The organism is Clostridium sp. TF06-15AC, from assembly GCF_003481165.1.
In the GTDB taxonomy this organism is placed as follows: domain Bacteria; phylum Bacillota; class Clostridia; order Lachnospirales; family Lachnospiraceae; genus Otoolea; species Otoolea fessa.
In genome coordinates this window covers 26642-53545 of record NZ_QUKS01000005.1, presented here as the reverse complement: position 1 = coordinate 53545, position 26904 = coordinate 26642, and the positions used below count along the sequence as shown (strand labels likewise).

Sequence of the window (26904 nt, the reverse complement as noted above, 5' to 3'; positions counted from 1 at the left end):
TTTCACCAATGCCTACACTTCCCGTTTCTGATAACGGTAGGCATCTTCAAACTTGATTGTTCCGTTAATCCGCTGTACTTCGTTGACACACTTTGCGTGAAGCTTATTTAAGGATTCCTCATCTACATCATGGGTATACGCAATCACCTGCGACAGCTTGGCAAGCTCTACCGCCATCTTAAAATCCATCCGGGCCAGACGATTCTCACTGTCCTGCACCGTCCCGATCAGAACAGAGGACAATGACTGTAAAAAATAATCTTCCGCTTTTCCTGCAAGAAGATACCCTATATAAAACTTAAGGGCCTCTTCCACAAATTCATTCCGGGAACGCACATTGGCTGTCTCTAACAGACCATCTGCCTGGTTTAAGATTTCCTTTTCGACATAAATCCCCGCACGTACTTTCGTATGCTTGCTTCCCATCGTTTCCTCCTAACCCTAGTATTCACAAAATCTCTCCCGTTTCCTCCCAAATCCTTCCACTTTCAAAAATCCAGCACCATTTTTTCGGTATTTTCTCGAAAAAGTATTCAAACCAAATTCCCCGAACGGCTTTGCCGGTCGGTGTTTTCCGGGGGTGGGCTGCCAAAAGCAGCATACCCCCTTTAACCTGCACACGTTTCGACCCTGCCAACCACTCAGGAATCCCATATCCCCCGTGTTCTTGCTGTTTCCATAACCTTCTCTCACATTTGTCCAACACCGCTTAAAATCCTCGTATGGGTACCACGATGCCACCTAGCTGTCCAAAGCCCGACACAGGGGCACACAGGGGGCTACACGGGGATGTCATGGATGACTGGGGATTCCGTTTTCTTTTTTCTGGTTATCATACGATTTCTGATTCTTCCAGCTGGGACTCCTCCCGTCTTGCAGTCCGATCAGCTCTACGGGTACGTTCTCTGGTGGATATTTCTCTTGCCACCTTGTCATCAATATATTCACGGGTAGCCTGCGGGACATATTTTTCATACAGTTTCTGTACTGTATCATTTAATTCCCCCTGAAGATCGGTGTCCCTTTTTTCCATGTGGAACTTTAACGCATCCAATTTTTCTGTGTTAAAACTGACATTGATCGTAGTATTTCTCATTTCAAATCTCCTTTTTCTTTCAGAAAGCAAATCAGGCGGCTGCTCACACAGCCGCCCGATCTCGTTTCATCAGGTTCTTAAATAATGGATTAGTTCAATGGCATCTGCAAGACCCGCCTTATAATACCTCAAACGCTCCTGTTCCGGTATATCCATTTTAGCCATAAGCTGGTCATCCAACCATTGCCGGTCATCCTCTGAAAGGCTATTGAGAATTCGATCCATGCGGAGGACATGTTCCTTGGTCTCTGTGCAATAAGCGGGAACCTTGTCCTCTTCACTTTTTCTCTTCAGCTCCAGAACTCGTTCTTCGATTACCTGATTTAACTGATCCATAATCTCATCCATCGGTTACTTCCCTCCTTTCAGCCACACACAATACCGAACTTTTTTCTAAAAGTCGATATCACATATCCATAAACTGTCCAGGCAAATCTGCACAAATTTCATTTTTAGCTGCCTCATTCCGGAATAGTTGCCAGCCTTCCAAAAGCATACAGATGGCTGTTCCAGTAAGGAGAAGTAAGGTCCGCATAGCCAATAGGCGAACCACAATGCAGCATCCTAGAGCCTCCAACATAAATCCCCACATGGCTGACCGCCCCTGCAGATGCATAAGTTCCCGTAAAAAACACCAGATCTCCGGGTCTAGCTTCCTCTCTTGACACAATCGCACACTGGTCATAAATCCCCTGAGCTGTTGTTCGGGAAAGGTGATACACCCCGGATCTCGGGTAGACCCAACAGATATATCCACTGCAGTCGAAACTGGTGTCTGGAGAACTACCGCCCCATACATAGGGATAACCAATATAACGGGTTGCCTCTGCCATCAGCGCGGAAAAACTCCCATCTCCCATAGCCTGTCCGGGAGGAAGACCGTTTCCACCTGGTACACTCACACCGTATTTTGCCAGCATATAGATGCGCTGTACATTCGTTTTATCTTCCAGAGAAACCTCCTGGTTTAATTCTGCAGCAAGATTTCCGTAGACCATATTCAGGCTTTGGATTGGAATTGCAACTGTATAGGTTTCTCCCTCTTCATCCTCCCTCTCCTCATACTCTACAAAACAATCTGCGAATGCCCGATAGTCCCCCTCATCCATCCGAGGGTGCTCCTTACCAAAAAACAGGGCATAAAAAATCGCTTTTACCTGGTAGGGATCTACTTCTTCGGCTTCTGCCATACCATTAATTTCATTTAACACCCCATCCAGTTTTTCAAAACTGTCCTGCATATTTTCGATGTACATCCGATACTCTGCTGGCACCTTTGAGGACAAATACCCTCCATGAAAGGACAGCTGGACAGCAGAAATGTTATGGTCTACAGTCCCAGAAAGCGTGCACATAATCATGGTGGCAATTAAAATAACAGGGGTTACTAATGCTGCAATAACAGAAAAAACCACAGTCCGCCCATTCCGGTCAGATAGGGTAAGCGCTACCAGTTTTGCTGTCACAGCGGCAGCTGAGACGGCCATAAAATCACTCCTTCCACACTTTTTATCGAGATATTCATCTGACGCATCAGGATTTATTTCATTCCATCATAGCCCCCCATATGAAACAGGCTCTGCTGATAGAAGTCTCCCTCTCTTTCCTGTTTCTGTACAAGCTGATAAGCATGTTCGATTGCGTCCTCCAGAAACTGGGTTTCAAACCCTGCCGTTTCGTATCCTTGCCAGATTACATTGGAATAATAGTCAGAGGGAATTCCAAATGAATGCCCTGGTGTCATCACATAAACCATGGCCGGAACAATTTTTCCATCCAGTTCAATCTCCAGCATCTGCTTATCATAGAAATTCGGATACCCTTCATAAAGATCCAGCGATGCCTCGTCTTTCTTCTGAATCTCCCAGACCAGTATCGGCACAGTACTCCCTGCTTTAGGTTCTACGGTTGCCACAGCCCCCCTGCGGCCTCCCCGAAATAACAGTTCGTAATCCTTTAATTCACTCTTTCCTACTACCTTCGCAGTCGGACAACGAAATGCCATCTGCTCCAGATTCAGATTGCTCCCATAGGCAATATAAAGTCTTTGTTTTCCTTTCAATTTGCTTCCTCCTGTCACATTCGCATACAAAAAGCCGGGGATTCCTGTGCTTCCCCAGCTGATTCTAATTCCTCAATTGGATGAATGGTTTCCTGTCTCTGGATCCGTTCTGCCAATTCCTTCTCCCGCTTCTGTCGCATTCTTTCCTTTTGTGCTTCCGCCTGAGCCGGATCCTTCCAGGCAATACAGCCCGGCAGATTTGCCAGCAGATGTTGACGAGCTGTGGCGAATTCTTCCCCATTTAATCCTAGCCGTAAAAGCCAAGTGCGGAATGTATACTTCTCATTGCTGGTCTGAGTTTTTCTTCTGCTGGCGCAGGACTGATTCAGCGCTTGGGCGCCAATCGCCAGACAAAACTGGATATAGGCCTTAATCTTGCCTGCATGAAGCGTCCCATTGAACAGACGAAATTCCACTGTTCCTTTCTGAAAAACAGAATGAAGGTTCAGACAATGATAGCGGCTATCATCATAATGCTGGTCTCTGCGGCTCTCCCCGTTATACCAGATCCGTTCCACTGCCTCCATACTCTTTGGTTTTCTTCTGTTTAATTCTTCCAAAAATCGTGTGTCTACTGGCTGACACCACCGATGCTGCCGATCCACGGACACCCCCAGAGCTTTATAGATCAGATCTTCCTTGGCTGCCATGATATTAGTGATATTACGAAGGGTTCTGGCATCAAACGGTTCCGCATTGATATGCACATGGATACCGCAGCTTCCATTCGTCAGTGCCCCATGCTCTTTCAGCTTCCGGATGATCTCCTGAATCGTCACAATATCCTCATAGCGACAGATGGGACTTACCATCTCCGTCTGATATTCTCTCCCTGCATTGATCTTTCTCCCATTCGATTTTTTCTGCGCTGTTATACTCCCATCACTCATAAACTTCCACTGCCGCCCCTCCGTGTCAATGGCTGCATAGGTATCGTAATAGGTTCCCAGATATTTGACTCTAGTTCCAAAATACTCTGCCGTTACCTCAGCCGCTTTCGCACGGGTAATGCCGGTCATCTCAATCTCAATGCCAAATTTCTGCTCCTTTAACTCCATTCATAGTCTCCCCTTTTAGCGTCCTCCTGCCTTTCCGAACAGTCTGGCTTTGTGTTCCGGGGCATTTACCATTAAGTTATATCGCTCATTTCCACATTTATACAGGCAGACCCCCCGTTGTGGATACCGGATCAGGTTATACTCACTATCCTCCAGCTGCAGGGTATCCGTATAAAACTTGGCATCAATGCTCCCCGCATTGAACAGAAACTGATGCGTCGGGATGGAAAACAGCGGCTTGGTATACTCCCTCACGCCATCCAGATTAAAATCCTCTAGGTTCTGGCTGGCTATGATAACTGCAGAATCTTTTTTTCGCACACGCTTCATAAAATTTCTAACATACTCTACTGCAGTCAGGTTGGAAAGGAACAGATAAAACTCATCCAGACTGGCTGCCGTATTGCCTTGTGTCAAAAGAACATCGCTCATAAACGAAAGCACATTAAAAAGCAATGCATTTTTAAGGCTCCTGCTGGCCTGTAACAGTCCTTTTACCCCAAAGGTAATGAAGCCATCATCGGTGATATTGGTATGTCCATTAAAGAACTTGCTCTCAGCTCCCACACACATAGAATTCAGCCCAAGAAGAATACTCTGAATCATTTCTGCTGTATAAAGCTGTCTTCTGTTTTCGTCAAATCCCTGATATTCTTCCTCAATGAACGCATAAAGATCGGAGAGAACTGGGTAATCCTCCGCAGCCAGGCATTCAAAATCACTTTCGTCTGTAATCCCCCATCTGGTATATAACTTCTGCAGCATGATCTCAATCACATCGATTTCCCTGTCGGAAAAATCCTTGTAGCTTCGGAAAAAGTCCTTTAAGAAACTGATATGCTGGGATAATCTGGACCGGATGCGAAAGGTCTGAGGTGCATCCAGATCCTCCGGGCTTCCCGCTTCGTCCCAGGTTTTCGGTTCCAGAGGGTTGATCATGAACTCCCCACTCATTAAGTCGATAAAACACCCTCCCAGATTATTGGTCAGATCTTCATACTCCATTTCCGGATCCAGAGCGCAGATATGCATTCCGGACTCCCTTAAATTCGTCAGCAGCAATTTAAGCAGATAGCTTTTTCCCTGTCCGCTGTTTCCCAGAATCAGGATATTGGCATTCGTCTTATCATCTGCTCTCCGGTTAAAATCCACCAGTACATTACTCCCAAATTTATCTCTCCCAATATAGAACCCGTGAGGATCCGTCTTTCCTGAATAGTTAAAGGGATACAGATTCGCCACACTGCTGGCCGGAAGCACTCTCTCAAACTGATCCTTAAACAGGTTATAACCGCTTGGCATTACACACCGGAACCCCTGTTGTTGACGGAGGATCAGTCGGTCTACATTCAATTTTGATCGGATCAGTTCCGTTAGTACTTCTGTCTGAAGAAGCTTCAAATGCTCCAGATCATGGGCACACAACTCCAGATATACTGCCGTATGGAGGAGGGGTTCTCGGTTGCGATGCATCTGGGCTACGATGGTAGTTACATCCTGTAAATTACTTTCAGCCAGAACAGTCTGCTGTAAATCACTGGTATTGCTCCGATCCATCCGGTTTTTGTTGGCTGCATTACTGATGATCTTCCGCTCCTCAACGGGTGTCACATGACGGGTATAGATCCGCAAGGTTACACCATCTTTCTCCCCTAAATGTGAGAGAATTGCCTGCTCTTCCGTAGCAGTCGGGTACTCCCGCAGTGCCCAGACACAACGATATGTGTTACCACAAATAAAATGATCTGTTTCAAATTTAATGACAGACGGGGCAATCATATCCAGAAATTCCTGGATACGCACATTATCTTCCCTGTCATCAACTGCTGTTCTTCCTTTTTTCAAGTCATCTCCTCCTCACTCTAAATCTCTGGTATGATCCACCGCTCCCCGTCAAAGTCTTCAAACTTCTCTGTGGTCACGTTCTGCTCATAGTAAACAGCCAGGATACGTTTGATATCCTCTTTATCTGCCCGTTTAACAGAAAAACTCTGTTCCTTCAGGGATTTTTCAATCCTGGAAAGGTACGGAAAAATATCCGATTCCTTTTCATCTTTTAACCGCAGCATAATCAAAAATTCACGGGCTGTCGCCATCTGCACCTGAATCCGGTCCAGATGGGTCTGATCCTGTTCCAAAAGACGGCGTATGACTGGATTCTCTTCCTGCTCCATCTGACTTTTCAGAAACCGCTTGTTGTCTTCAAAACTTTCCCTGCTGTTTAGACACAGCATCTCAATCTCTGCCACTCCTTTTAGTACAGTCATAAGAGCATAGATTCTTGCCCCGACACTAGATTCGGACAAAACAGAAATATTCGTTGGTTTTACAATAAAATACACCAGCTCCCCCTGTCCGTAGGTCACCAGACTGTAGTCTGTAATCTCCTTTGCACCAATGAACTGCCGTGTGGAGAGGCGCTTCTCTGCCTCTTTTTTCGCTTTTCTTTTCTCCCTGCTCATTCATACCTCCACTCAAAAAATTGCTGACGCATAAAAAAATACGCACAGGCATACCGGATAAAATCCAGAATGCTGGTATCTTCAAAACGGATCGTCAGAAATCCATATACCCCTGTCAGAACACAAGGGAGCATAAATCCCGCCTGCGTAGCTGCTAAAATGGAGACCAATCCGCAAATACCAAGAATCCCAATGTCCCGAAGCTGCCATAACCAAAGTGTTGCTTTTGATTTCAAATGGTCCGGATAAATATACAACCGATCACCTCCAAATAATAACCGCCGGCATGATGAAGCTCTGCCGGCGGTATGTTCGATCCTTCCTCTTATTCAGTTTCCTCAAGTTCTGCCTTGCCCCCTGTCTCCTGCATCTCTCCAGATACTACATGTTCTTCCTGCGAAAGTACATCTTCAATCAGTCCGATCACAAATTCTTTCTGGCTCTGTCCTGTCTTTTTGAGGTATTTTTTTAACCTCTGAAAAAACTCCTCTGATACCTGAAATGCCAGTGTCCTGGTTCCGTTTGCCATCTCTCTTTCTCCCTTCTCAAAGTGGTCTTTTAGAATCCGTTCCATATACTCGTTCAGCTTGATTCCCCATTCTTCCTGTTCTTCCCGCACTTTCTTATGCAGGGATTCTGGAATCATGGCGCATAAATTTTTCTTACGCTCTTCCATTTGACTCTCCTTTCCTCGTTTTTACAAACCAAGTATATCCATAAAGAGATGAGATAGCTATGACGATACCCAACAAAGATTACCTGAAAACGGAAGCAGAACTACCAATCTTATGGTTCTTTCTCCTCCTTCATCTTCCGAAAAAAATAAGCGATACCACGGAGAACAAAATCCACACACGGTATCGCTACGCTATTCCCAAGAGCTTTGTAACGGGCACTGTCCGAGGCACCAGGGATATCTGTCCAGTGATCCGGAAAACCCTGTAACCGTTCACACTCCAAAGGCGTCAGCCTCCGGATCAGTCTCCGGTTCTCAACAATACATTTATCTTCGCTGACATATTGATTATTAATCCCCTTATGATCTGTATATCCAATGGTTCCTACCGTATTCTGATACGGCTCACACACCAGATCCGTAGCATCCTTATGCTGTCTGGCGCTCTGAGTCGCTGTTACCCGATTTTGCAGAAATTCATCACTTCTCTGGCGGCTGAACACTGCATGACGGTCTGCGCTCGTAAGAGTATAGGAAATATCCGGCTGGCATCCCAGACCATTTCCTCCATTTTGTACTTCCCGATCAATGATATTTCCGGCAATACAATAACTCTCCGGCATATCTGAGACCAGTGGGACATTGTTTCCTCCTGTTCCATACCGGGCTGACATGGTAGGGGCCACCTCATGCGGACCTGTATATCTGGCATCAATCCCGTGATTCTCAAACAGAATCTGCTGATTGTTCCCGCCAGTTTCTGCCTCCTCTGTAAGAGCTGGATCCGGAGTTTCCTCTGTCCCAGCACTCCCCTGCTGGATGCCCATCACCAGAGGCGGATGACCACTCATCCCTGCCCGCAGGGTTGCTGTTACATCGACCGAAACATCCATACGCTCTCCTCCTTGGTCATTGAGGCACAGACACTCTTCTTCTTTTTCTGCACTTTCAAACTTCCTCATCCCCTCTGCCACAAAGGTCTGCATCTGCATATTGGTCGTTGCCATCAAAGCTCCGGATATTCCGTTGAGGTTGATCGTTTCTTCCCTCTGATTAATATGAAACGCAAAAATATCCACCTGTTTTTCCTCTGCTACTCTACTCCCGCCTGAATCCGCAGAGCTGTTTCCAGCTGTGGTGGTAACTCCTTTCCCCTGACCTTGGCCCTCCGCAGGATCCCCAAGCAGGCGTTCCTGCTCAAATAATATCTTTGGTGCGGTGAGTCCTCCAAAATCTGCGACAAGGAAGATTCTACGGCGGCGCTGGGCGACTCCCCAGTATTGAGCATCCAAGACTCTCCAAGCCAGGCTGAATTGATCTCCCAAAATGGCAGCCCCAGCAGATTCCCAGCGCCCGGTGTCAGGTCGAGGCACATGACAGGTACTGTCCTTGATATGGACAATCTCCTCGATGACCGCCCGGAAATCTTCTCCATTTGCGGAACTGAATGCTCCAGGGACATTTTCCCAAACGAGGTATCGAGGTCGAATAAAGTCATCTGATACCCCTCGTCTTTCATCCTCTGCTCTCATCTCCTTTACTATGCGTACCTGGTCCATAAACAGACCGGAGCGCTCCCCTGCCAATCCTTTCCGTAATCCGGCTACTGACAAATCCTGACAGGGGCTGCCTCCGCAGATTACATCCACAGGCGGCAATTTTGCTCCATCCAGTTTTGTAATGTCCCCTACATGGATCATATCTGGAAACCGGAGTTTGGTTACCCTCATGGGAAACGGTTCTATCTCACTGGCCCATACCGGCACACCTCCACAGTGAACTGCCGCCAGAGGGAATCCTCCAATCCCGTCAAACAGGCTCCCCAGTGTCATCATCCGCCCATCTCCATTCCCTTTTGTATCGGTGCTTCACATAGTTCCCATCCAATCTCCTGTTCGCTGACCCGTCTAAGCGGAATCTGAAGCTGCCTTGCTACACGGATTTCCTGTTCCATTCCTGAAGACAGTTCACTTCCACACACCCAGACTTCCTCACACACCTTCAAAATCCGAAGCCCCATATCTGTTCCCAGCTTCCTCTCTTCTGGGACTCCATCATCCAGCATCTGCGGATATAGCAGATGGGAGGCAATTGGCGTAACCCCCTGGTTCATGGCATAACGACAGGCTGCCTTTGCAAATGCTACATTCCGCTCAACATCTCCAGAATACGGAGATGCAATATACACCAGTTTGTTGCGTTCCATCCTTCACCGTCCTCTCTACTTAGAAACCACTTGCACAACCGTCCTTGTTAGGTTCATAGCTCCCTGCGCTGCATAGACTGCTCCCATCACATTTGCTTTGGTTCCCGTTTCCAACCCAAACTGCCCCGCAATCCGCGGAATCTCACCTGCCGATAACATAAGTCCCAGACCAAGCAGTGCCTGATCCTTAACGACCATCAGACCTGCGATCAGGACCGTCGCCTGTAAAAATGCGGTCAGGCACAGACCGATTACCTGCTTGCACCAGCCAACAAATCCATCAATATATCCCCTTGGCACACTGAATAAATAAAGGCTCCCTACTGCAATCTGGATCAGAAGGATCCCGCCCCGTTTTAAGTTCGCAAAGAATACTTTGATTACCGCATAACCCATGAGGATCAAGAGAAAGATCATAAAAATCGGGCTGCTGATACTTCCGATTCCACCAAAAACTCCAGATACAGCAGCTTCTTGCCAGGTAGCAGCATCCTGAAGAGACTGCACAATCCCTGCCGCAACTGTCCCAATATCTTCTCCCAATCCTGTAATACCAGCTGTAAAACTCCCCTGAAGTGAAATACTGAGCTTATAAAGCTCCACTGGAACAGTCGTAAACAGGCTGGCTGCCAGGAATCCCTTGATTACATTCAGGGCAGTATCGCGTATGCTTCCCCTGCCATTCTGATATTCAATTCCGCATTCAAAGGCTGCCACTACGATTCCCGTCACATAAAGTGCCCATGCCAGATAATAAAAAAGAAGCACAACAGACTGTACCCAGCTCATTTCGAACAGTTCAGCCCCCATGCTTCCCATCTGCATGAAAAAATCCCCCAGAAATCCAACAATCTGACCATACAGCCAGTCAATGATCTGTCCCAGAACCGTGTCTGCAACAAAATCCCAGATAAACAAGTTTTAACCACCTCCCCTTAACACATCTTCTGTCCCATTTGCATAGCTTCCTCCGGTTCCTGAAATACTTGCAGATAGGTCTTTACCGCTTCACTGAGTACTTTATAATCCTCTTTTCCGGGCTGATATACATACCAGCCGATCTCCTTTCCATAGGACCAGATATGGGGATTTACCCCGTCGCGGAAGTTGGGATTAGTCGTTTTTTTCAGACCCCACACATCTCCAAATTTCACAACCATGCTGTCGATCGTTCCTTCATTCCGATTCAAAAGGGTCACTTTCAATCGGTCATAATGATCCGCAACCATGCCTGTCTGAAAGTTGATTTTGACACGAATCTGATCCGTCAGCCTTCCATAACAACAATTCCCGACAAACCTTGGTTCTGAAAAGCTCGCTCCCGTTCCAAACATTTTTTTTAGTTCCCTTTCAAAAAATGTCATGCTTTCCTCCTCCGACCTATGTGGGTTCTCACGTTCTTCCCCTTCTTTCTTTCCTGCCATTTTTCCCGGTTCCACCTTCTGGCAAATGCTTCCTGTCCATAATGCAACTGTTTCTCCCTCTCTTGTAAGCAGTTCATCCATCCTTCCAATCAGTTTTTCCATATGCGCCTGCCAGTGCTTCCAATCCCGTTCCTGAAACCAGCCGCCCCACAAAACTCCCGACTTCTCCTGCTCTTTTGCACATTTACGGCTGTAAAAAAGAGTTTCCGACAGATATTCCCTTACCCACTGAAGGGATTCTTTCGATGCTGTAAAAGAAGACAGGGAGGAAAACTTCTTATCCCCCCTGATTCCATCCAGTGCAGAAAAATCCTTCTCCTGGAATTTTACAATTAGTTCTGCCACTGCCATTGGGCTTGTATGAGACACCCCTTCTGACACTTCCGGAGGGGCATTCCAAGAATCTGCCTTCAGACAGGCAAGCATCTGCCGGAGTTCTACATCCCCTTGTTCCGGAAGATGTTTCCGTATGAGACTGATGGCATCTAGTCCAGCATCGGACTCAAACGCAGTAATTCCCCAACATCCCATGATATACCTCCTAAATTCCAAGAATCTGCCAGATATAAAGCGGTGCAGTCAGTGTAAATACCAGACAGGCAAACAGAATTGCCGGTGCTGCCCATTCAAACTGCCCATGTTTCCGATAATCAAAGTATGCCGTTCCCAGTTTTCCAAAAAAGAACACGGCAAGGATCAGATCTATGGCTGGAAATACAACATGATCGACAACTGTTTTGATCTGTTGGGATGCCGTCTGCCAGGTTCCCTCAATCGCCCCGGCCACGTCCCCGGAAGCCGCATATGCCGGCATACAGATTAGGCTTGCGAAAACTGCGGCTGTACAAACAGATGTTATGATTTTCTTTGTTTTCATTAAAATGTTCCTCCTATTCCTGTGTAATTTCCTGCAAAAACTCCCCCTACTCTGGGTTCTGCGGTGCGATGTGCCAGTCACTCCATAGGTTTCCGTCAATGGTAATGGAATCGGTCAGATTCATGGAAAGCATCCCAGCCGGTGTCCAGCAATCCAACAACCATGTATATGGCGTATAGCTTCCATCCGGATACCAAATTGGTGTAAAATGCGTTCTCCTCTCATAGGTACTGTAACCATTTTTCTTAAACTCATGGGTCATATCATAGCCGCCATTCATCCGTTCCAAAAGCCTCCAAAACCTCTCATACTGAAATTCCGGAAAATAAGTCACCGCATTCTGCGCAGATGTCACTGCAGAACTCTGATTGGTGCTGACATGAGTTGTTACCTTTTCCTGGAAGCCATAACCGGATTTCATCGTCCTTCCCGTAGCGGTAGGGGACTTTTCATCGGTTGTAATTCTCATATCTGCAGTCAGGCTTGCGGAGTATCGGTCCAGGTCAAACTCCCACCAGCCATGGTCACACCAGTACCCGTCATCATCCTCATCCCCGCTGTGCCATACCCAGTATTCCCTCCACCATGGCCTCCACACCCCCCAGGATGCAGAGGTTACTTCTGCATTGGAAGGAACCGAAGGTCTTGTAAACCCGTCATTCCGGTCATCCGCATTGGGATCTGGCGGTGGATTTTCATCCAGATCCACAACCTTGATGTGAAGAGTTCCTTTACTTGTTCCTCCTCCGCCCCGCACACGGACGGTCATCGTCATAGTCTGAGGCTGCTCCGGTGTTGTCCAGCGGATCCAAGCCAGCTGACTGTCGCCGGACGGATAATATACCTCTCCCACCTCGTAGCTTCTTCCTCCTACGGAAAATGTTACGGATACCGGATGATCCGGATCACTCTGTCCTCCGCTTACCTCTACTGCCGTAATCACTTCCGTGTTAGTCCTATACTCATAATCATAGGTCGTGATCTCCGGTTCCTCTGGTGGCACATCCCGAAACCGTACAATGCCAAGTCCCAGGGAACTTTTTATTTCACTGTTGGAACGGATTCCCGATGTAGGACCTCCCCAAGCCGGATATCCCAGATCCGGTATTTCCAAAAACATAGAAAGTGGTAGATTCTGAAATGCCACTGTTGGAAGGACAGCACGAAGCCCACCACTTAACATCTCATCATAGAGCGCTGCCTCTGTTGCTGTAACTGCAATCAGGGTTCCTTGAAATTTAAGAAAACTGATCGGCTCCAATAAGAGCCTATACTCCCCTCCCACCAGTGTGTCAAAATCCATTCCAGTCAGTCCTGCAATGCTGCGCACCACCTGTTCATCTGTAAAATAACTTTTAATCTGCTCAATATTTGCCTGCCCCAGACTTTTCGAGCTGATGATTCTGGGTAGAGACTGTGCCGGATTTACATACTCATATGGATTGGTATCAATCATCAAAGCACTTCCTCTGGTATAAGACATTTTACTGACTTTCCCAAAGGAGTAGGCAATATTCGGATGCTTGTTTGTTAAGTCAATCGGTCTTGTTACCGGATCATGGCTCTCTGCCCGAATGACAGTAACCCGCACCCCTTCATTTCCCGGTGACCAGGAATTCTGACTGGTCCCCTGTCCCATACTTCCGCCGCCCCCATCAAGATTTCCGTCCCCTACTGCATAAACCTGGATGGAGAGTATCAAAGACAGTAAGATTGAGACTATGAAAAACACACATTTCTTCTGTTTCAAGTATCCTCCTTTCCAACCACAGGAAGCCTTGTTTCCTTCCCTGGTATCTGGGAAAAGAAAAAACACCACATTGATGTGGTGCTTCTTCTTTCTGTCTTAATCCATAATGCCAATCTTATTCCCGTTTTCATACATATCTTCTGCTGCAGTTCCAGAGCCTCCTCCTCCATGGTTTTCTACCCAGCCGAATCCTGGAACATAGATCTGGTTCCCGGAAGTATCTCCTGCCTGCGGCTGTTCCGGATCTGCTACCGGTTCGGACGGTTTTTCTACCGCTTCATGATCCACGGGAACCGGAGGGGTATCCTGCTTTGTACCATCTGGTTTTTGTGTTGGATCTGTCAGGATCTCCTTGCTTGGCGGTTCTGGTTTAGTTGGTTTTGGTTGGATACTCTGCGTTGTCTGATCAGTCTGTGGCGACCGGCTGTCCACCGCCTGAGTGTCTGTTTCCTGATTTTCTCCGATTCCTGGATGAATCACAAGGCTCTCTTCTTCTCTGGATACTACTTTACTTTCCTCTTCCTTCTTTTCAAAATCTCCAGGATCTACAATCAATTCTGTTTCCGTCTCCCCTGTTCCTGGCAGAACATCTTCACCGGACGGTTTCGGACCAAACTGCATTCCAATGGCAGCGATTAGGCCGATTCCTATGAGCACGCCGCCCAAAATTGCCAGATTCTTTTTCATCTTCTCTGTCAGTTTCATGATTCTGCTCCTCCTTTATCCTGTTTTCTGTTTTGTTATGCACAACATACTATACAATCCTCTCAAAGTCCAGGTCATTCCCTAGAACACCTCTGTATATCCAGCCTGTACCTTCAATGTGATCCACATGGATGGAAGAATCCGGCCGCCAAACCGAACTGGAACCTCCAGTCTAACAATGGCATCTGCCTCAAACCGCTGCGCATGGGCTGGATCCGATGGGGCCAGAGGTGCATTCCGAAGCGTCACTTGCAGGCTATCTATGGCAAACTCCATTGCAGTTCCAGTATCCGCATACTTTACATGCCTGCCGCCAGACAATTGGGTCCCTATGGTTTCATCCAGATAATCATAAATGTCCCCTTCATTCAGATCTTCTTCCCAGCTTCCCTCTCCAAAGGGAACATAGCTGCCAGAATATCCCTCCCTGACTCCATGATACACACCTGCATAATTATCATTGACTGTGGAGATGACAGCATCCTCCACGGCTTCCCGCACACCTGCCGCAATAACTTGAAGCCGGAAATACTCACTAATCCCACACATCAGAATAATCAACGAAAGAACAATCCCGATGGTCATGGGAAATGAGGAGGCTCGCCTGTCTCTCAGTATCTCTTTCATCCGTTTCCGCAATCCCTCCACCTCATTTCCAGTAAACTTCTGATTTTCCAGCTGCCTGTGCGCGAAGCGTAACCGGAAAAGAAGCAAACTCGCCAAACAGACCGATATTTGTATCCATCGTCAGGGTAACGGTAACCTCTTCATTTAACTGGATTCTTCCATGACTGGACCATAAAATGTCCGGATAAAGCCCTGTTTTTTCTGACAGCACAGCGGCACGGCGGCTTGTCTCTGTACCTACGCGCCCGCTTACCTCTGCTTCACGCACCAGTTCTGTAGCGAAGGTATCCAGCTGCTGTTTCTGAATAAAAATCGGAAGCACACGCATGGCAAGGGCAAGCACCATGACCGCACACAAAACCAACACGATCACATCCACATATCCTTCGCCTCGTCTTTCTGACAGTGCTCTCCATAAACGATGACTCCTCATCCTCTCCTCCTTCCTGTCTAAAACATTCCTCCGAGGCTCTCCAATGCCACATAGCAGATAATCGCCAGGTAAGTCAGCAGAAAACATACCAGCATGACAAAGGAAAAAACACGGATCTTAGGAGGGATTTTCTGTGCCTGTGCTTTTAATCTCTGCAGTTCGATCTGCTTAAAATCATGAGCCAGCATCTGAAAATACACTGTGCTGTCATCCCCTCGAAGGACACCAATCAAGCCACGTACCACATCGGACAGCATGGGCGAGTTCAGTCTTGCCTCGAATCGTGTGAGCGCCGCTTCATAATTGGAGGAACGCATATCCGCCAGAAGAATATCTAACTCTCCAGTCAGCGCTGGTCCCGCATTCCCCTTGAACCGCTCCAACATACCGATCACATTACGGCTTGCTTTCAGTTCCTGTTCCATAGTCGCCACCATTCTCGGAAGCTCCCCCTCTATCTCTTCCCGCTTTGCCTTTAAGGTTTCATCCGCTTTCTGATTTTCCTTAAAGTAAAGAAGTAAGGCCAGCACAACCATGACAGGAACTAGAAGTGGAAAAAGGAATATGCAGGGAATCGCTCCCAAAAGAACTGCGCCTGATTTTACCAGAGCATACGCCTGATACACTTCCGGGGTCATATTCATTCCACTGGCTTTTAACACATTCTGCATCCTGCTTCTCTTATATGCATCCATCCGGATGAAACCAGACAGTCGCACTGCCAGGATCATAAAATAAGTTTCCAATGTCTTTGCCGCTTTCCGCTCCTGTTTTACCGTACCCAGCATGGCCTTCGCCGCACCCATGGTAGGTAACTTTAGAACAGACGCAGTTAAAAAGAAAAGTCCCAGAGCTAAAAACAGCCCGAATAAAAATAACAAGCCTTCCATAGCTACCTCCTGTATTCAATGGGACGGGTTAATTTCACTACAAAGCCAGCGGATATAAAAATAGCCGCTGCAGTAGCAGCCAGAATACACTGTCCCAGTACCGTATGCATCAGTACATCATACCAATCCTGATTCAGCAGATACATAAGAGGAATATTGCCTACTACAAACACAACCATGATCATAAACTCTTTTCTTGGTTCTGCGATCATGTATTCCAGTTCTGCGTTCACGTTCCGCATATCCGACAGCTTTGATACGATGGGCGGCAGTGTAGTCTTTAAGCTCCGGTCATGCTGGCAGTCACTGACCGCATCGCACCACTCCCGAAACACCTCATTATCAATCCTTCCCCGCAAAATCCGAAGGGCGGCCTGAACATCCGGATTTACCATTTTAATCTGGATGAGAAAATCCTGAAATACTCTGGACACTGGAGGATTTAAATATGCTGTATTCTCCTCCACCGCCGTCACAATATCTTCTGTCCTCAGATATGCTGTGGTAATGACCGAAAGCGCCGTTTCCAGTTCTGCAGACACATCCCTTTTATAATGATTGGCAGTCAGTTTCACATACCAGAATGGCAGAAATAAAAAACCCACTGCCATCACCGGAGCCAGGAAAAAATTCCCTAACAAAATGGCAATGGATCCCCCAGCGCAAAACAGTGCCAGAGCAACTGCGCAGATGAAGGAAAACCGGTTCCCCCTGCCCGTCATTTGAAGAATGTTCTGTGCTTCCTTCAGTTCCCTGCGCAAAATCCCTGATTTTTTTCTTCCTGATGATTCCCTGATGTCTTCCCGCAGACTTCGTTTGGGATTCAATAAAAATCCAAACAGGCTGTCCGTAAACTCCACTGGCTTCATTTCCAGCAGTAAAAATACACCCACGATCATTCCTGCACACGCCAATAGCTGAATCGCCGTCATCCGTTCTCCCCCTCTCTATCCTTTTTTACATTCAAAAGTCCTGCCAGCGTTTCCTGCGGCATTCCATTCTCCATCAGCCGTCTTGCCAGACTGTCCGAAATTGGGTTGATTTGTCTATGATGCCCCACAATTACAAACTTTCCATCCTCCACTCTGTTTTCCGTAATCTGATATTGAAACAGCGGACGGTATCGTCTGGTTCCATCTGCCAGAATCTCACACTCCATGATTTCCATTAAACGGCGTTCCTTGTTTTCCAGCTGTTTGCAAAATGCGATGATCGGATAGGCTTCCGTTACAAATCCCATCAAAGTCTCATCGCTCATATCCACAGCACGTTTACACAGGGAAACCATGCGGCGGTAGGTTGCCTCACAGCTCATGGAATGGATGGTTGTCACAACCGCAACACCGGTTCTGGCTGCCTCCTGTGCCGCATTCGCTTCTGGTCCACGCATTTCTCCTACCACAATAATATCCGGATTAAAGCGTAGCGCCATATCAAGAAGTGCAATCTGATCTACTCTCTGCCTCTCATTCTCGCTGTCACGGGTCAAGGTATGAATCACGGAATTGACTACCCTCCCATCCTTTCTGCGTACCAACGCCAGCTCCCTTGAACCATTCTCAATACTGTAAATACGCTTACCGTCCGGAATTGTGGTCAGAAGCCAGCCTAACAGTGTGGTTTTTCCGGAGCTTGTGGCTCCCGCCACACACACAGAGATTCCATACCGGATGCACTCCGATAAAAAATCCAGCATCTGACTGGTTGCCGTTCCTCCCTTTATAAAGTCCTGTTTCTTCATGCTCTGGGGATTCACAATTCGGATCGAAGCTGCCACCCCGACATCCTCATCAACAAGAGGTGTCTTCAGTACAGCAATACGGATATTTTTACTTAAATGTCCCAGAACGCTTGGACTCGCATCATCCAGCACCATTCCAGACACATGCAACATACGCCGAATGACATTGATGGCATGTTCGGGGCTTTCAAAATGCTCTTTCAATTTTTCTGTCACTCCACCAGAATACTGGACCTCCACATCATCCCAGGCATTTACATCGATCTCCTCGATTCCTTCCCCGTAGATGTACTTTGTGAGAAAACCGAACTCTGCCATTTCTGAATAAATCGCATCAATCAGCTCATCCGTGGTTTTTCCCGGTACTTGTATACGGTTATCCTGAATATACTTCCCGGCAAATCGGCGGATCTGTGCTTTTATTTCTTCGTTTCCATCTCCGGTTACCAGATTACTATATTCTTTGGAAAGATACGCCTGTATCTCCTGCAGCACGGACTGAAAGTCACGCCCTTCATCCTCCGATGCAAAAAACAGGTCATGGGTACGGAGAGAACGACCTCCCGTTTTTTGAGTGCGCAGAGGATCCTCTATGTCCTCCTCTTCTGACCAGATATCCTCCTTTCCATGCATCTGTCCTTCACAAGTCTGTTCCGACAGGCTATCATTTTGGAAGTTTTCTTCTGTCTCCTCCCCTCCATCCAAGCCATCCAAAGAAGCCTCCGTTTCCATGATCTCCTCCGGAAGATGTCCAGAATCCTGTCGTGTTTCTTCCCGAACAGCTTCGGGAAAACCCGCAGAAAACGCGGCTTTGCTGCGTCTTTCCCCTAACATCCGAACACCTCCTTTGTGATTGCTTCCATGGTTTTTCTAAACCCTTTACTGTCCTTTAGTACCAGTTCTTTCAGAAGGTTCCCTTCCAGAACCTGAGCCTTTACTTCCTCGGAATGAGGGATCTGGAATGCCACATTGCCGAGCACCCGTTCAATGTGTTCGCTGGCCTCATTGGGATATACATTGCTCGCCACTTTATACTGCTTTTCTGCATCCCACTGACTGTCCTTAAGAAGCGGAAGCTGGCTGGAAAGATAACTGATGGATTTCAGATCACAGTTTACCAGCCGCAGCACTGCATCTGCCTCCATCAAGGCAATGGCCGAAAGAATGTCATTGGCAATACAGCTTCCACAATCAACGATGATATAAGGAGCGATCTTTCTCAAACACTGCAGTAATTCCTCTGCCTGTGTCCGCTCGTAAGGTGGGTATGTGTATTCATTTTCCCCCTTCCTCATTCCAAGGATTGTTAGATGGCGTATTTTTTTATGAGTAATACAGTTATGGCGTACCAACGATTCCGACACATGGGTTGCTGCCAGAACACTCCCCAGAGAATGCTCCTCTTCCAGGTCTCCAGGAGGACAGATACAGGGAAGCATCGGTGTATTCATATCACACAGAAGGAGAGCTACATCCTTCTTCTGCATGGCAAGACGCGCCGCCAGCTTCACTGCTGTCGTGGTTTTACCAGATCCAGGACTTCCCCAGACTGCCAGCATTTGATTCTCATTTTCCGGTTCCCAGTCAGGAGAGCTGTCCCCGGCTCCCCTGCTGAAAATACTGTTTTTTAGAAAATTCAAGGCTTACTCCACCCCGCTTTCCTCTGTTTCGCCCTGTCTGGTTTCCTCCTGCTCCTCTGCTTTGGTTTCCTCTGGCTCCTTATCAGAATGATCCAGTGCCTCGTTTTCTTCCGCTTCTCCTTCCATATCTTCTGGAGGATACAGTTCCGTTAATATCTGGTTTTGCGCTTCCAAAAACTGCCCTGCACTCTTTTCATCCCCGCGATACACCAGAGATAAATGCAGTTTTCCATCTGCCTCCAGTTCTGCCAAAACCATTGACTGCTCTGGTGTTACCAGCAAGGTAACGGTTCCAGGCAGCTCACGATCCGCTCCATCTTCCAGTTCTTCTCCCGTATTTGCGTCATATCCACTGTTTGCAGTCACAGCAATGACCTCCACATACTGAAGTTCCGCAGGAATTACTGTTTTTCCCTGCTTTCTATAATCTGGAGCTATGACTGACACAATATCGCCGCTCTTTAGCTTTCCGGACAATCCATTGGCAAATGCCTTAACCGTAACAGAGATTGCCTGCTTTTCTCCTGTCAGATGATAGAGATAGGCATTTTCTGCCGCCGGCTCTTCTGCAATCTTGGATGTCAGGATGTAATCTCCTGGCGCCAAATCTGCAGATGCAAATTCCCCAACTACAGTATCCGAATGCTTTACTACATCATCCGGCAGGTTATAACTGCCAACCTCTATGGTCTTTACCATGTCAGAAGTAATTTCTTCTCCCACTGAAATTGGTTTTACTACACGGACAATTTCCGTCTTTTCACTCATAGCCTTATTAAACAATGGTGTAACTGCAAAGCAGATGATCAAAGACAGCACGATGCAAAGCACACCAAGTACAGTCCTGTTTTTCAAAAATCGCATTTCATCTCCTCCAACTCTTTTCCTTATTTTGGTTCCTTTTTAACCAGTGTTCCACTGACTGCTGTCTACCTATTTTCTGTTGTGGTATATGATGGCCGCAATCATTGTAAGCGGCACTGCAACACAAACCATGATCCATAATTTCTTCTTCATATCATCCATCCTAATCTCATACAATAAACGGCTGCCGCTCCTCCTGCCAGAAACGGTCCCACAGGAAATGCTTCTTTATCTCGTTTTCCCTTGAACCGATTCCACAGGCAGACCATACAACCATACATCACAAATCCTGTCAGTCCTAAACAGGAAGCAGTCAGACTTGCAGGAAGTCCCAGTACCAAGCCGGTTGCTCCTGCCAGCTTGATATCACCGCCGCCAATTCCACCTTCCCTCTTGCAAAATAATGCAACTATGAGGTATGGCACTGCCCCTAAAGCTCCAAACAGCTGTCTGGGTGCAAAGTTCAGAAAGGAAAGCAGGGCAATCCCTGCCTGGAATCGGTCCGGAATAATCCGGTACCGAAGATCCCAGGCAGAAACCGCAATAAGCAGCGAGAAAAAAAGCACTGCCTGTACTGCCTGAAGCAGCGATATCCTGATTTCCATATCAACCGCTATAGTCAAACATTTCCTGCACCCTGCGTACCAGTGTAGGAAGTACGGTATCATTAAACAGTGCATAAAGACCTGCCAGAAGCAGTGCTCCCAGCACAACTGCGATCAGGATCTTAATGGCTGTGTCCACATATCCCTCACCAGACGTATCCTGAAGCTTGTTTTTTACATTCCACATATGCATAACCATTGCATTTCGATAATTTACCAGCTGTCTTTTAATATTCTTCATTTGATCTCCTCCATTGATTTTCTGTTTTTGTTCTCTGTACCCCTTAAATCAGACCATGTTCTGCCCTGGATTTTGAGGGGGTGCTGTCTGTAAGGTAGATGCCTGTGCCATGGACAGTGCCTCTCCATACGCTCCCAATACCGCTTGTTTCAGCTCGTTGCGGAATTCCTCCGTCACAGGAAAACAGATATCCTTGTATCCATCCTGTGTTTTCCGGCTGGGCATAGACATAAAAAGCCCATCCTTACCTCCCTCGACGATTTTGATTCCCCGGACGGCAAAACACCCGGCGATTGTGGCGGATGCATAGGCTCTGATCCCGCCCTGTACTCCTGGTGGATACATAGATGTAATCCGAACGTCTAAATCTGGCATACTGATTCTTCCTCCTTTGTTTTTTTCTGCTCATAAACCGTTCCTTTCTGGATCTATTTCAGTCAAGCAGACAGCCAAAACTGCCTGCTAAAACTGCATGGTGTGTATGAATTCCTCCGCCGGTTGCGACTCTGTAAAATCAATTCTCTTAAAGTCATAGCGATCCACATAAAAAAAGGAACTCCCTGTTTCATCATAGAGTTCCAGCACATCACTAATGGATAGCCCATGACCTGTATAACCGGACGGCGGATGATACCGGAATTTATCATAGAGTTCTTCCAGGTCATTGGTGTCAGATGCCCCTTCATAGACTTTGATATAAAAATCCGGCTTGGGGGAGCCATATTGTTGCTCCATCTGGGAAAGTGCAAGGAACTTCATATGCACATCCACATCTCCTCTCAGTTGCCAGATGCGTACATCTTTTAACCCCTTTGTCGCTTCCATATCTTCCTGACTATTTGCCAACCGGTCGTAGATCCCGTCCTGCCACTGAATTTTTTGGATATTCCTCTGCTTACGCAGGAAGCTTTCTAATGCTTCATTCTGAAACATGGGATCCACTACTGCACATCCTTCCGTCACACGACCTACCCGGTTCCCATAATACCGGATCACTCCATTTTCAATCTGAATCTGCTTCATTTCCCTTCCCTCATTTCTAAATCATCTCCATCCCCCCGTCCTTCTGTGCCTGTTGAAACTGTTCCAGACTCTGCACATCGGGAAAGATCATCCTTCCCTCTAACATTTCCAGTACGGCAAAATCATCCCTGTCGCAGATCAAAATCCGATACTGGTAGTCCTTCTGCATCATTACATAGCTCCATACTTCCTCTGGATTTGCCAGCCATACCCCTGACGCATAGCGTCCATCCGGCAGAAAACTGTATCCAGAATATTCTGGGGAATGTCCATGTAAATCCAGCGCCCCAAATGGACGAATCTGGGAGAGCTGGAGCCGTTCCTTTTCCCCCAACAGTTCTGGCCGCAGCACACCAACCACATCCCTGTTCCAGCAGTGCCATGCCTCCCCAGTAGATAAGGAAACCAGATGGGCAATGGAATGTCTGGGATTTTCTGTTTTCTGGATATTCGTACAGAAAAAAAGCTGCCCCGTGTAATGCTCTGGTAATACCTTTGAGGGAAGAACCACCACCCGGTTCTGGATAGATGCCTCCTTTTCTGTCTGCATACAATCCTTTTCTGTTAATTCCTGCATAATCTTACCCCTCCTTTTTCTGCAGCAGTCTGCTCAGTTCTCCAATCAGATCCAGTCGGAGGCTGTCCGGCATAAACTGAAATGCAGTACGGACATATGCCTCCACTGCCTCTGGAGACTGATCTCCCACCTCGATAACCTCTACCTTCCGGACTGTAATTTTTCCACCCGCCATTCCCAGACAAACAATATCCCCATACTCCAGCTTTGCCGCTTCCCTCATAGATTTTGGAATCAGGACACGTCCCTTTCCATCCACTAAACGATACATCGGTTTACTCATCTGGTCCTTTTCTCCTTTCCCATCAATGCCTCCACTTCATTTGGTTCAATCCCCAGCTCATCGAACACCTTCAGATAGGGTTTGCAAACCGTCTGTACCGGAGCCTCAATACCAATCAGAATCACTCCGGGGACTGTTTCTATCATCAAATCACAATCAAGCGGAATCCCAGCCGTCAGTAACAGTTCACTAGGCACAGAAAGGACACCGTTTTCCTTTTTTTGCACCATTGTTTTTCTCTTGTATTCTGTTCTCATAGCACCTCTCTTTCCGGACAGATTTCTTCCCTGATCTCATAATGATCCGTTTCTCCATCTCCCCACATTCCAAATAGATCCAGCTGTCTTGGTTTTAACCGCTCCCTCTCTCCAGGATCATAATTGGTAATAATGACCTCTGGAAACTCACAACCGCCCTCATACCTCTGGGCCAGGTTATTGATGCGGGTAACAGCTGTAATAAAATATCCTGCATACAGTTCCCGGATGAAATCGCAGTCATTGTAACTGACCATCCACTTCCCCCTGCTCCCTGTCAGAGTGTCTCGGAGCCGTTTGTGATCCTCTTTTCGGAATACCACTGCATAATGACCTTCCGTCTCATAATAGGGCGGATCGCAATAAAAAAAGGCACTATCCCGGTCATACTGCCGAATCAATGCCTCAAAGTCTTTATTTTCTATTACGGTATCTGCCAGCCTGCGGGATGCCTGCCAAATGGTGTCAAAGCAGTTTCTCACATCAAACGGACGGCAGCCAAAGGACGTGCAGCCACTTCCATAGCTGTACCGAATTAGTTTAAAAAATGCAGCCGCCCGTTTTACATCGGTTACCTCTGCATTTTCCAGCAGGATTTTTTTCACTTCCTCATAATCCGGCGGCATCAGATGCTTCTCTGCCAGCTCCAGCTCCTCAATTAAAAATCGGGTATCCGGTTCCTGCTTTTCAATAAAATTACGGATTACTGTAAATTCATCCCTGCTGTTTAACGGAAGAAATCCGAGTTCCTTAAGGAATGCCCCCGTGCGGTTCTTGACGCAATAAAACAGATTTGCCAAGTTAGAGTTATAATCATTATAAATCTCCATACACCGGTCATCTGGTGGTTTTCCAAATAGTACCCAACCACCTCCGCCAAACACCTCAATGTACCGGTCATAACTTGCAGGAAACATCGTGTAAATCAGGCTGCGGAGTGCTTTCTTTCCGCCAACCCATGAAATAAAACTGTTGATTCTGCATCCCTCCTAACATCCACAATACTCATGAAACATATAACTGAGTCCTACGCAAATACCGGTGACATCCCAGGTTCAAAATCCAGCTCCTCTGCCTGTTCTACTGCTTTTTCCAGTCTTTGGGCCTCCCTATCAAATCGGTAAACAAAATTCCCCAGCCTTTCCTGTGGATTCACGGCTTCCGCATTTACTGCCTCTACCATCGCATTCAATTCTCTTACGCTCATATTCTCTGTTTCTTTTAGAATAATCGTTTCATGAATCGATGACGGAATCACGATTAAATCTGATCCCAGCTTTTCTGCAATAAGAGACATTACTTCTTCATCACACATATAAACCGCCCCATTGACCTGATTTGAATTCGTCAGAACATACATCATTGCATTGGGATCCACATCCTCTAAATGTTCCAAACTACCGGCCTTGACATCTCCCGGTTCGTCAAAATACATTTTTGCCAGAATATCCTGTAAATCCAAAAAACAAGGAGGATTGCTCTGCTTCATGTTTTCCCAGGCATCCTGCTTTAATTGCTCCTCGCTGACTCCCAGCCACTTCAGCCTGTCATAATTGATAATGGCAATTCCGTCCTTTTCTCCGTCCACCAACACATGAAATCCATAAACCAGTGCCAGATCCTCACGTATTTCATGAGGACAATCTGCAAGAAAATCAACATTTTCCTGTGCATTTCGGACATAGACGGTCAACCCCTTCTTTATGGTTTCATAATCCCATTCTTTACTGGAAATGCCATCTATGGTTATTGCCGTTTCCTGACACTTCTGATAATCCCGAGCGATGTTCTGCCACACATCTTCAAGCTTCTTTCCGTTCTCAAGCTCCTGATAATAGGATTCCAAATATAAAAGTGGAACGGATGTGTAGCTTGGGCTACCTGACAGATATACTCCCTGTAATTTGATGTTGTTATTTTTTAAAACCTCTCTGATTTCCACTTTTCTCTCCTGAAAAGATTCCGGAAAAAATCGTTTTAAATTCTTTTCTGTTAACTGTAAAAACTCCTCATATGTCATTTTCTATTCTCCTCTACACCTTATTCATACCGTTTTCCATCTTATAAACAGTCAGACGAGTACCTTCCTTCATACTATTCAAAAAATACAGCTCTCCTTCCATGTTACTAAACTATCGAAAGATATAAAATTCTCTATCATAATGCTTCAAAAAAAATCCCTCCTTTCTGAATGTCGGGTTCCTGCTCTTCTCCTTTCAATCCTTCCTCTGTGGTCAGAAAGAATTCATCTCCACTGTTCCAAAAGCTAACATACAGTTCCCCTTCTGGAATTTTGATTCCCCGCTGTTCAAAGCCCTCTCCCCACCCATCACTTTCCTGGCCTTCCCAGTACTCTTTTACTGCTTCAATCTCTCTTTCAGAAAGCTGATTATGACTTTCTACTTCCAGAACTCCCCATAACTCCCCATGCCAGACTTCCACGGTAGGCTTCATACTATAAATCTTTTCTTCTAATTCTGGAATATCCAAGTAGACCGCCAGCCCTCTGTCTCCTTCTTCCAGAAGGCACTCCTTTGCAATCTGTTCCAGAATTTCCGTCTCATAGCTGCACAACTCAGATGGAAATACCTCCTCACTGCATTCCTCCAACTCTCCCCAGTCATCCTTTGCATACATGATAGCTGTCAAAGGGCTAAAAAGCCGAAGCACAGAACGCTCCGTTGTTTTTTCACTGCTACTGTCCAATTCTGCTCCTGTCAATCCTTCTTTCCTCCTCTCGTAAAACTCTGATTCCATGCCTACGAATCACACAGGCCGTCATAATCCATTCAAATATTCGATCACTGACCAGCTCTGGATCTGTAAGTTCTGATAAACGGACATGCCTACTTCCCTGATATAGATCCCTTGCCATATGAAACAAAACATAGCCATCTAAATCAACGCCATGGATATGGATTTTGGAAAAATGAATTTCCTCCTGGTCAATTGCCGCTAAAGCTCTGCTACACAAAAATCGATCTGCGGAAAGAAGATAGACTGCCGAACAGGTCGCTGCTTCTCCAATGGCTCTGCTACACTTCTCTCCCATAGCCAAAAACCGTTCTCTATGACCATTTTCAAAAAATCGCGGGTTTCCTCTCCCTGTCAGACGGCACACACGGCTTACAAAGGTGCTGACAGCCACTTCCTCTGCCAACACCTCCAGAAGCTCATAAAACGGGACATAATCGGTAACAAGGCGTTCACATGGGCTTCTCTGATTCTCCAAACAATCAGAAAGGTGACTGATAACCATTCCGCTCCTTCTTGGACAAAATCCTGGTATATGCTGCATTTCCTTTTCCAGCCCAGCATAACGTGTATCACTCATAAATCGAATCATTGTATTCTTCCTCCTTTACATTTTCATCCGTTTTTAAACACAAAAAAGACAATCACACTTT

General features: G+C 46.7%; 35 protein-coding genes. All 35 read right to left on the bottom strand.

The genetic code is table 11. The features are described from left to right. Window positions 1-12: 12 nt before the first annotated feature. The 35 genes from DXC57_RS10775 to DXC57_RS10600 all read right to left on the bottom strand — a co-directional run bounded on the left by DXC57_RS10775 (window position 13) and on the right by DXC57_RS10600 (window position 26756). Entirely contained in the window at window positions 13-426 is a 414-nt protein-coding gene (locus tag DXC57_RS10775; protein ID WP_118652564.1) for a hypothetical protein, read from the bottom strand. A gap of 406 nt (window positions 427-832) precedes the next feature. After that, window positions 833-1096, bottom strand: a complete 264-nt coding sequence (locus DXC57_RS10765; protein ID WP_118584662.1) for a DUF6103 family protein — start codon at window positions 1094-1096, stop codon at window positions 833-835. A gap of 69 nt (window positions 1097-1165) precedes the next feature. After that, the gene (locus DXC57_RS10760; RefSeq protein WP_002593799.1) at window positions 1166-1444 is read right to left on the bottom strand and encodes a hypothetical protein; all 279 of its coding nucleotides are present in this window, start codon (window positions 1442-1444) and stop codon (window positions 1166-1168) included. Between the two features lie 113 nt (window positions 1445-1557). Continuing rightward, window positions 1558-2562: a C40 family peptidase gene (locus DXC57_RS10755; RefSeq protein ID WP_347502009.1), complete on the bottom strand. Its 1005-nt coding sequence runs from the start codon at window positions 2560-2562 to the stop codon at window positions 1558-1560. Window positions 2563-2636: 74 nt separating this feature from the next. Next, complete coding sequence (locus tag DXC57_RS10750; protein ID WP_002593801.1) at window positions 2637-3158, bottom strand: gamma-glutamylcyclotransferase family protein; 522 nt, start codon at window positions 3156-3158, stop codon at window positions 2637-2639. Window positions 3159-3172: 14 nt separating this feature from the next. Further along, on the bottom strand, window positions 3173-4216 hold the full coding sequence (locus DXC57_RS10745) for an amidoligase family protein (protein WP_002593802.1): 1044 nt from the start codon (window positions 4214-4216) through the stop codon (window positions 3173-3175). A 15-nt stretch (window positions 4217-4231) separates the two neighbouring features. After that, a complete protein-coding gene (locus tag DXC57_RS10740) occupies window positions 4232-5995 on the bottom strand; it encodes a DUF87 domain-containing protein (RefSeq protein ID WP_243101469.1) in 1764 nt (587 codons plus the stop codon). 83 nt (window positions 5996-6078) lie between these two features. Continuing rightward, window positions 6079-6678 (bottom strand): hypothetical protein, encoded by a 600-nt coding sequence (locus DXC57_RS10735; RefSeq protein ID WP_002593804.1) that lies wholly within the window; start codon window positions 6676-6678, stop codon window positions 6079-6081. After that, window positions 6675-6935 carry a hypothetical protein gene (locus DXC57_RS15745; RefSeq protein ID WP_118652555.1) on the bottom strand — a complete coding sequence of 87 codons (261 nt, stop codon included), beginning with the start codon at window positions 6933-6935 and terminating at the stop codon, window positions 6675-6677. Before DXC57_RS15745 ends, DXC57_RS10735 begins: the two co-directional genes overlap by 4 nt. Before the next feature lie 68 nt (window positions 6936-7003). Continuing rightward, entirely contained in the window at window positions 7004-7354 is a 351-nt protein-coding gene (locus DXC57_RS10725) for a 4-oxalocrotonate tautomerase (RefSeq protein WP_118652553.1), read from the bottom strand. A gap of 110 nt (window positions 7355-7464) precedes the next feature. Further along, window positions 7465-9189 carry a DNA cytosine methyltransferase gene (locus DXC57_RS10720; protein WP_177272939.1) on the bottom strand — a complete coding sequence of 575 codons (1725 nt, stop codon included), beginning with the start codon at window positions 9187-9189 and terminating at the stop codon, window positions 7465-7467. Continuing rightward, window positions 9186-9560 carry a DUF4406 domain-containing protein gene (locus DXC57_RS10715; protein ID WP_118652551.1) on the bottom strand — a complete coding sequence of 125 codons (375 nt, stop codon included), beginning with the start codon at window positions 9558-9560 and terminating at the stop codon, window positions 9186-9188. Before DXC57_RS10715 ends, DXC57_RS10720 begins: the two co-directional genes overlap by 4 nt. A gap of 15 nt (window positions 9561-9575) precedes the next feature. Continuing rightward, window positions 9576-10478 (bottom strand): conjugal transfer protein TrbL family protein, encoded by a 903-nt coding sequence (locus tag DXC57_RS10710; protein WP_118652549.1) that lies wholly within the window; start codon window positions 10476-10478, stop codon window positions 9576-9578. Window positions 10479-10495: 17 nt separating this feature from the next. After that, window positions 10496-11515 carry a DUF4259 domain-containing protein gene (locus DXC57_RS10705; RefSeq protein ID WP_118652547.1) on the bottom strand — a complete coding sequence of 340 codons (1020 nt, stop codon included), beginning with the start codon at window positions 11513-11515 and terminating at the stop codon, window positions 10496-10498. 10 nt (window positions 11516-11525) lie between these two features. Next, window positions 11526-11861, bottom strand: a complete 336-nt coding sequence (locus DXC57_RS10700; protein ID WP_002593811.1) for a DUF3852 domain-containing protein — start codon at window positions 11859-11861, stop codon at window positions 11526-11528. Between the two features lie 46 nt (window positions 11862-11907). Beyond that, complete coding sequence (locus DXC57_RS10695; protein ID WP_243101463.1) at window positions 11908-13500, bottom strand: hypothetical protein; 1593 nt, start codon at window positions 13498-13500, stop codon at window positions 11908-11910. Between the two features lie 207 nt (window positions 13501-13707). Beyond that, window positions 13708-14316, bottom strand: a complete 609-nt coding sequence (locus tag DXC57_RS10690; protein ID WP_055650603.1) for a DUF6550 family protein — start codon at window positions 14314-14316, stop codon at window positions 13708-13710. Window positions 14317-14397: 81 nt separating this feature from the next. Next, window positions 14398-14943 (bottom strand): hypothetical protein, encoded by a 546-nt coding sequence (locus DXC57_RS10685; protein WP_002593814.1) that lies wholly within the window; start codon window positions 14941-14943, stop codon window positions 14398-14400. 22 nt (window positions 14944-14965) lie between these two features. After that, on the bottom strand, window positions 14966-15376 hold the full coding sequence (locus tag DXC57_RS10680; RefSeq protein WP_118482085.1) for a DUF4320 family protein: 411 nt from the start codon (window positions 15374-15376) through the stop codon (window positions 14966-14968). A 17-nt stretch (window positions 15377-15393) separates the two neighbouring features. Further along, the gene (locus DXC57_RS10675) at window positions 15394-16266 is read right to left on the bottom strand and encodes a secretion protein F (RefSeq protein ID WP_118652543.1); all 873 of its coding nucleotides are present in this window, start codon (window positions 16264-16266) and stop codon (window positions 15394-15396) included. Between the two features lie 2 nt (window positions 16267-16268). Further along, on the bottom strand, window positions 16269-17198 hold the full coding sequence (locus DXC57_RS10670) for a hypothetical protein (RefSeq protein WP_008400395.1): 930 nt from the start codon (window positions 17196-17198) through the stop codon (window positions 16269-16271). Then, window positions 17195-18640 carry an ATPase, T2SS/T4P/T4SS family gene (locus DXC57_RS10665; RefSeq protein ID WP_337367182.1) on the bottom strand — a complete coding sequence of 482 codons (1446 nt, stop codon included), beginning with the start codon at window positions 18638-18640 and terminating at the stop codon, window positions 17195-17197. The genes DXC57_RS10670 and DXC57_RS10665 overlap by 4 nt, the downstream gene beginning before the upstream one ends. Before the next feature lie 194 nt (window positions 18641-18834). Beyond that, the gene (locus tag DXC57_RS10660; RefSeq protein WP_118584655.1) at window positions 18835-19647 is read right to left on the bottom strand and encodes an AAA family ATPase; all 813 of its coding nucleotides are present in this window, start codon (window positions 19645-19647) and stop codon (window positions 18835-18837) included. Window positions 19648-19650: 3 nt separating this feature from the next. Next, window positions 19651-20511 carry a Flp pilus assembly protein CpaB gene (cpaB, locus tag DXC57_RS10655; RefSeq protein WP_118652539.1) on the bottom strand — a complete coding sequence of 287 codons (861 nt, stop codon included), beginning with the start codon at window positions 20509-20511 and terminating at the stop codon, window positions 19651-19653. A gap of 149 nt (window positions 20512-20660) precedes the next feature. Continuing rightward, complete coding sequence (locus DXC57_RS10650; RefSeq protein ID WP_118652537.1) at window positions 20661-21116, bottom strand: A24 family peptidase; 456 nt, start codon at window positions 21114-21116, stop codon at window positions 20661-20663. Between the two features lies 1 nt (window position 21117). After that, window positions 21118-21315, bottom strand: coding sequence for a DUF6133 family protein (locus tag DXC57_RS10645; protein WP_333491461.1), 198 nt, complete (start codon window positions 21313-21315; stop codon window positions 21118-21120). Window positions 21316-21405: 90 nt separating this feature from the next. Continuing rightward, window positions 21406-21732 (bottom strand): SpoVG family protein, encoded by a 327-nt coding sequence (locus DXC57_RS10640; RefSeq protein ID WP_002593823.1) that lies wholly within the window; start codon window positions 21730-21732, stop codon window positions 21406-21408. An 87-nt stretch (window positions 21733-21819) separates the two neighbouring features. Further along, a complete protein-coding gene (locus DXC57_RS10635) occupies window positions 21820-22380 on the bottom strand; it encodes a YodL domain-containing protein (protein WP_118652535.1) in 561 nt (186 codons plus the stop codon). Between the two features lie 16 nt (window positions 22381-22396). Then, entirely contained in the window at window positions 22397-22957 is a 561-nt protein-coding gene (locus tag DXC57_RS10630) for a hypothetical protein (RefSeq protein WP_118652533.1), read from the bottom strand. A gap of 4 nt (window positions 22958-22961) precedes the next feature. After that, window positions 22962-23240, bottom strand: a complete 279-nt coding sequence (locus DXC57_RS10625) for a hypothetical protein (RefSeq protein WP_002593826.1) — start codon at window positions 23238-23240, stop codon at window positions 22962-22964. Further along, window positions 23237-23497, bottom strand: coding sequence for a hypothetical protein (locus tag DXC57_RS10620; protein WP_118652531.1), 261 nt, complete (start codon window positions 23495-23497; stop codon window positions 23237-23239). Before DXC57_RS10620 ends, DXC57_RS10625 begins: the two co-directional genes overlap by 4 nt. Then, window positions 23494-24474, bottom strand: a complete 981-nt coding sequence (locus tag DXC57_RS10615; RefSeq protein WP_118652529.1) for a DNA adenine methylase — start codon at window positions 24472-24474, stop codon at window positions 23494-23496. Before DXC57_RS10615 ends, DXC57_RS10620 begins: the two co-directional genes overlap by 4 nt. Window positions 24475-24524: 50 nt before the next feature. Continuing rightward, window positions 24525-25517: a DUF5688 family protein gene (locus DXC57_RS10610; protein ID WP_118652527.1), complete on the bottom strand. Its 993-nt coding sequence runs from the start codon at window positions 25515-25517 to the stop codon at window positions 24525-24527. 137 nt (window positions 25518-25654) lie between these two features. Then, window positions 25655-26218, bottom strand: coding sequence for a hypothetical protein (locus DXC57_RS10605; RefSeq protein WP_243101461.1), 564 nt, complete (start codon window positions 26216-26218; stop codon window positions 25655-25657). Continuing rightward, window positions 26193-26756: a hypothetical protein gene (locus DXC57_RS10600; protein WP_243101460.1), complete on the bottom strand. Its 564-nt coding sequence runs from the start codon at window positions 26754-26756 to the stop codon at window positions 26193-26195. The genes DXC57_RS10605 and DXC57_RS10600 overlap by 26 nt, the downstream gene beginning before the upstream one ends. Window positions 26757-26904: the final 148 nt, after the last annotated feature.

What these genes read in the sequence shown, in the direction of transcription:
- DXC57_RS10775 (WP_118652564.1), bottom strand. Translation starts at nt 426, where the DNA reads ATGGGAAGCAAGCATACGAAAGTACGTGCGGGGATTTATGTCGAAAAG.
- DXC57_RS10765 (WP_118584662.1), bottom strand. Translation starts at nt 1,096, where the DNA reads ATGAGAAATACTACGATCAATGTCAGTTTTAACACAGAAAAATTGGAT.
- DXC57_RS10760 (WP_002593799.1), bottom strand. Translation starts at nt 1,444, where the DNA reads ATGGATGAGATTATGGATCAGTTAAATCAGGTAATCGAAGAACGAGTT.
- DXC57_RS10745 (WP_002593802.1), bottom strand. Translation starts at nt 4,216, where the DNA reads ATGGAGTTAAAGGAGCAGAAATTTGGCATTGAGATTGAGATGACCGGC.
- DXC57_RS10740 (WP_243101469.1), bottom strand. Translation starts at nt 5,995, where the DNA reads ATGATTGCCCCGTCTGTCATTAAATTTGAAACAGATCATTTTATTTGT.
- DXC57_RS10735 (WP_002593804.1), bottom strand. Translation starts at nt 6,678, where the DNA reads ATGAGCAGGGAGAAAAGAAAAGCGAAAAAAGAGGCAGAGAAGCGCCTC.
- DXC57_RS10725 (WP_118652553.1), bottom strand. Translation starts at nt 7,354, where the DNA reads ATGGAAGAGCGTAAGAAAAATTTATGCGCCATGATTCCAGAATCCCTG.
- DXC57_RS10720 (WP_177272939.1), bottom strand. Translation starts at nt 9,189, where the DNA reads ATGATGACACTGGGGAGCCTGTTTGACGGGATTGGAGGATTCCCTCTG.
- DXC57_RS10715 (WP_118652551.1), bottom strand. Translation starts at nt 9,560, where the DNA reads ATGGAACGCAACAAACTGGTGTATATTGCATCTCCGTATTCTGGAGAT.
- DXC57_RS10705 (WP_118652547.1), bottom strand. Translation starts at nt 11,515, where the DNA reads ATGGGATGTTGGGGAATTACTGCGTTTGAGTCCGATGCTGGACTAGAT.
- DXC57_RS10700 (WP_002593811.1), bottom strand. Translation starts at nt 11,861, where the DNA reads ATGAAAACAAAGAAAATCATAACATCTGTTTGTACAGCCGCAGTTTTC.
- DXC57_RS10695 (WP_243101463.1), bottom strand. Translation starts at nt 13,500, where the DNA reads ATGGGACAGGGGACCAGTCAGAATTCCTGGTCACCGGGAAATGAAGGG.
- DXC57_RS10690 (WP_055650603.1), bottom strand. Translation starts at nt 14,316, where the DNA reads ATGAAACTGACAGAGAAGATGAAAAAGAATCTGGCAATTTTGGGCGGC.
- DXC57_RS10685 (WP_002593814.1), bottom strand. Translation starts at nt 14,943, where the DNA reads ATGAAAGAGATACTGAGAGACAGGCGAGCCTCCTCATTTCCCATGACC.
- DXC57_RS10680 (WP_118482085.1), bottom strand. Translation starts at nt 15,376, where the DNA reads ATGAGGAGTCATCGTTTATGGAGAGCACTGTCAGAAAGACGAGGCGAA.
- DXC57_RS10675 (WP_118652543.1), bottom strand. Translation starts at nt 16,266, where the DNA reads ATGGAAGGCTTGTTATTTTTATTCGGGCTGTTTTTAGCTCTGGGACTT.
- DXC57_RS10670 (WP_008400395.1), bottom strand. Translation starts at nt 17,198, where the DNA reads ATGACGGCGATTCAGCTATTGGCGTGTGCAGGAATGATCGTGGGTGTA.
- DXC57_RS10665 (WP_337367182.1), bottom strand. Translation starts at nt 18,640, where the DNA reads ATGCATGGAAAGGAGGATATCTGGTCAGAAGAGGAGGACATAGAGGAT.
- cpaB (WP_118652539.1), bottom strand. Translation starts at nt 20,511, where the DNA reads ATGCGATTTTTGAAAAACAGGACTGTACTTGGTGTGCTTTGCATCGTG.
- DXC57_RS10650 (WP_118652537.1), bottom strand. Translation starts at nt 21,116, where the DNA reads ATGGAAATCAGGATATCGCTGCTTCAGGCAGTACAGGCAGTGCTTTTT.
- DXC57_RS10645 (WP_333491461.1), bottom strand. Translation starts at nt 21,315, where the DNA reads ATGGTTATGCATATGTGGAATGTAAAAAACAAGCTTCAGGATACGTCT.
- DXC57_RS10640 (WP_002593823.1), bottom strand. Translation starts at nt 21,732, where the DNA reads ATGCCAGATTTAGACGTTCGGATTACATCTATGTATCCACCAGGAGTA.
- DXC57_RS10635 (WP_118652535.1), bottom strand. Translation starts at nt 22,380, where the DNA reads ATGAAGCAGATTCAGATTGAAAATGGAGTGATCCGGTATTATGGGAAC.
- DXC57_RS10630 (WP_118652533.1), bottom strand. Translation starts at nt 22,957, where the DNA reads ATGCAGGAATTAACAGAAAAGGATTGTATGCAGACAGAAAAGGAGGCA.
- DXC57_RS10625 (WP_002593826.1), bottom strand. Translation starts at nt 23,240, where the DNA reads ATGAGTAAACCGATGTATCGTTTAGTGGATGGAAAGGGACGTGTCCTG.
- DXC57_RS10620 (WP_118652531.1), bottom strand. Translation starts at nt 23,497, where the DNA reads ATGAGAACAGAATACAAGAGAAAAACAATGGTGCAAAAAAAGGAAAAC.
- DXC57_RS10610 (WP_118652527.1), bottom strand. Translation starts at nt 25,517, where the DNA reads ATGACATATGAGGAGTTTTTACAGTTAACAGAAAAGAATTTAAAACGA.
- DXC57_RS10600 (WP_243101460.1), bottom strand. Translation starts at nt 26,756, where the DNA reads ATGGTTATCAGTCACCTTTCTGATTGTTTGGAGAATCAGAGAAGCCCA.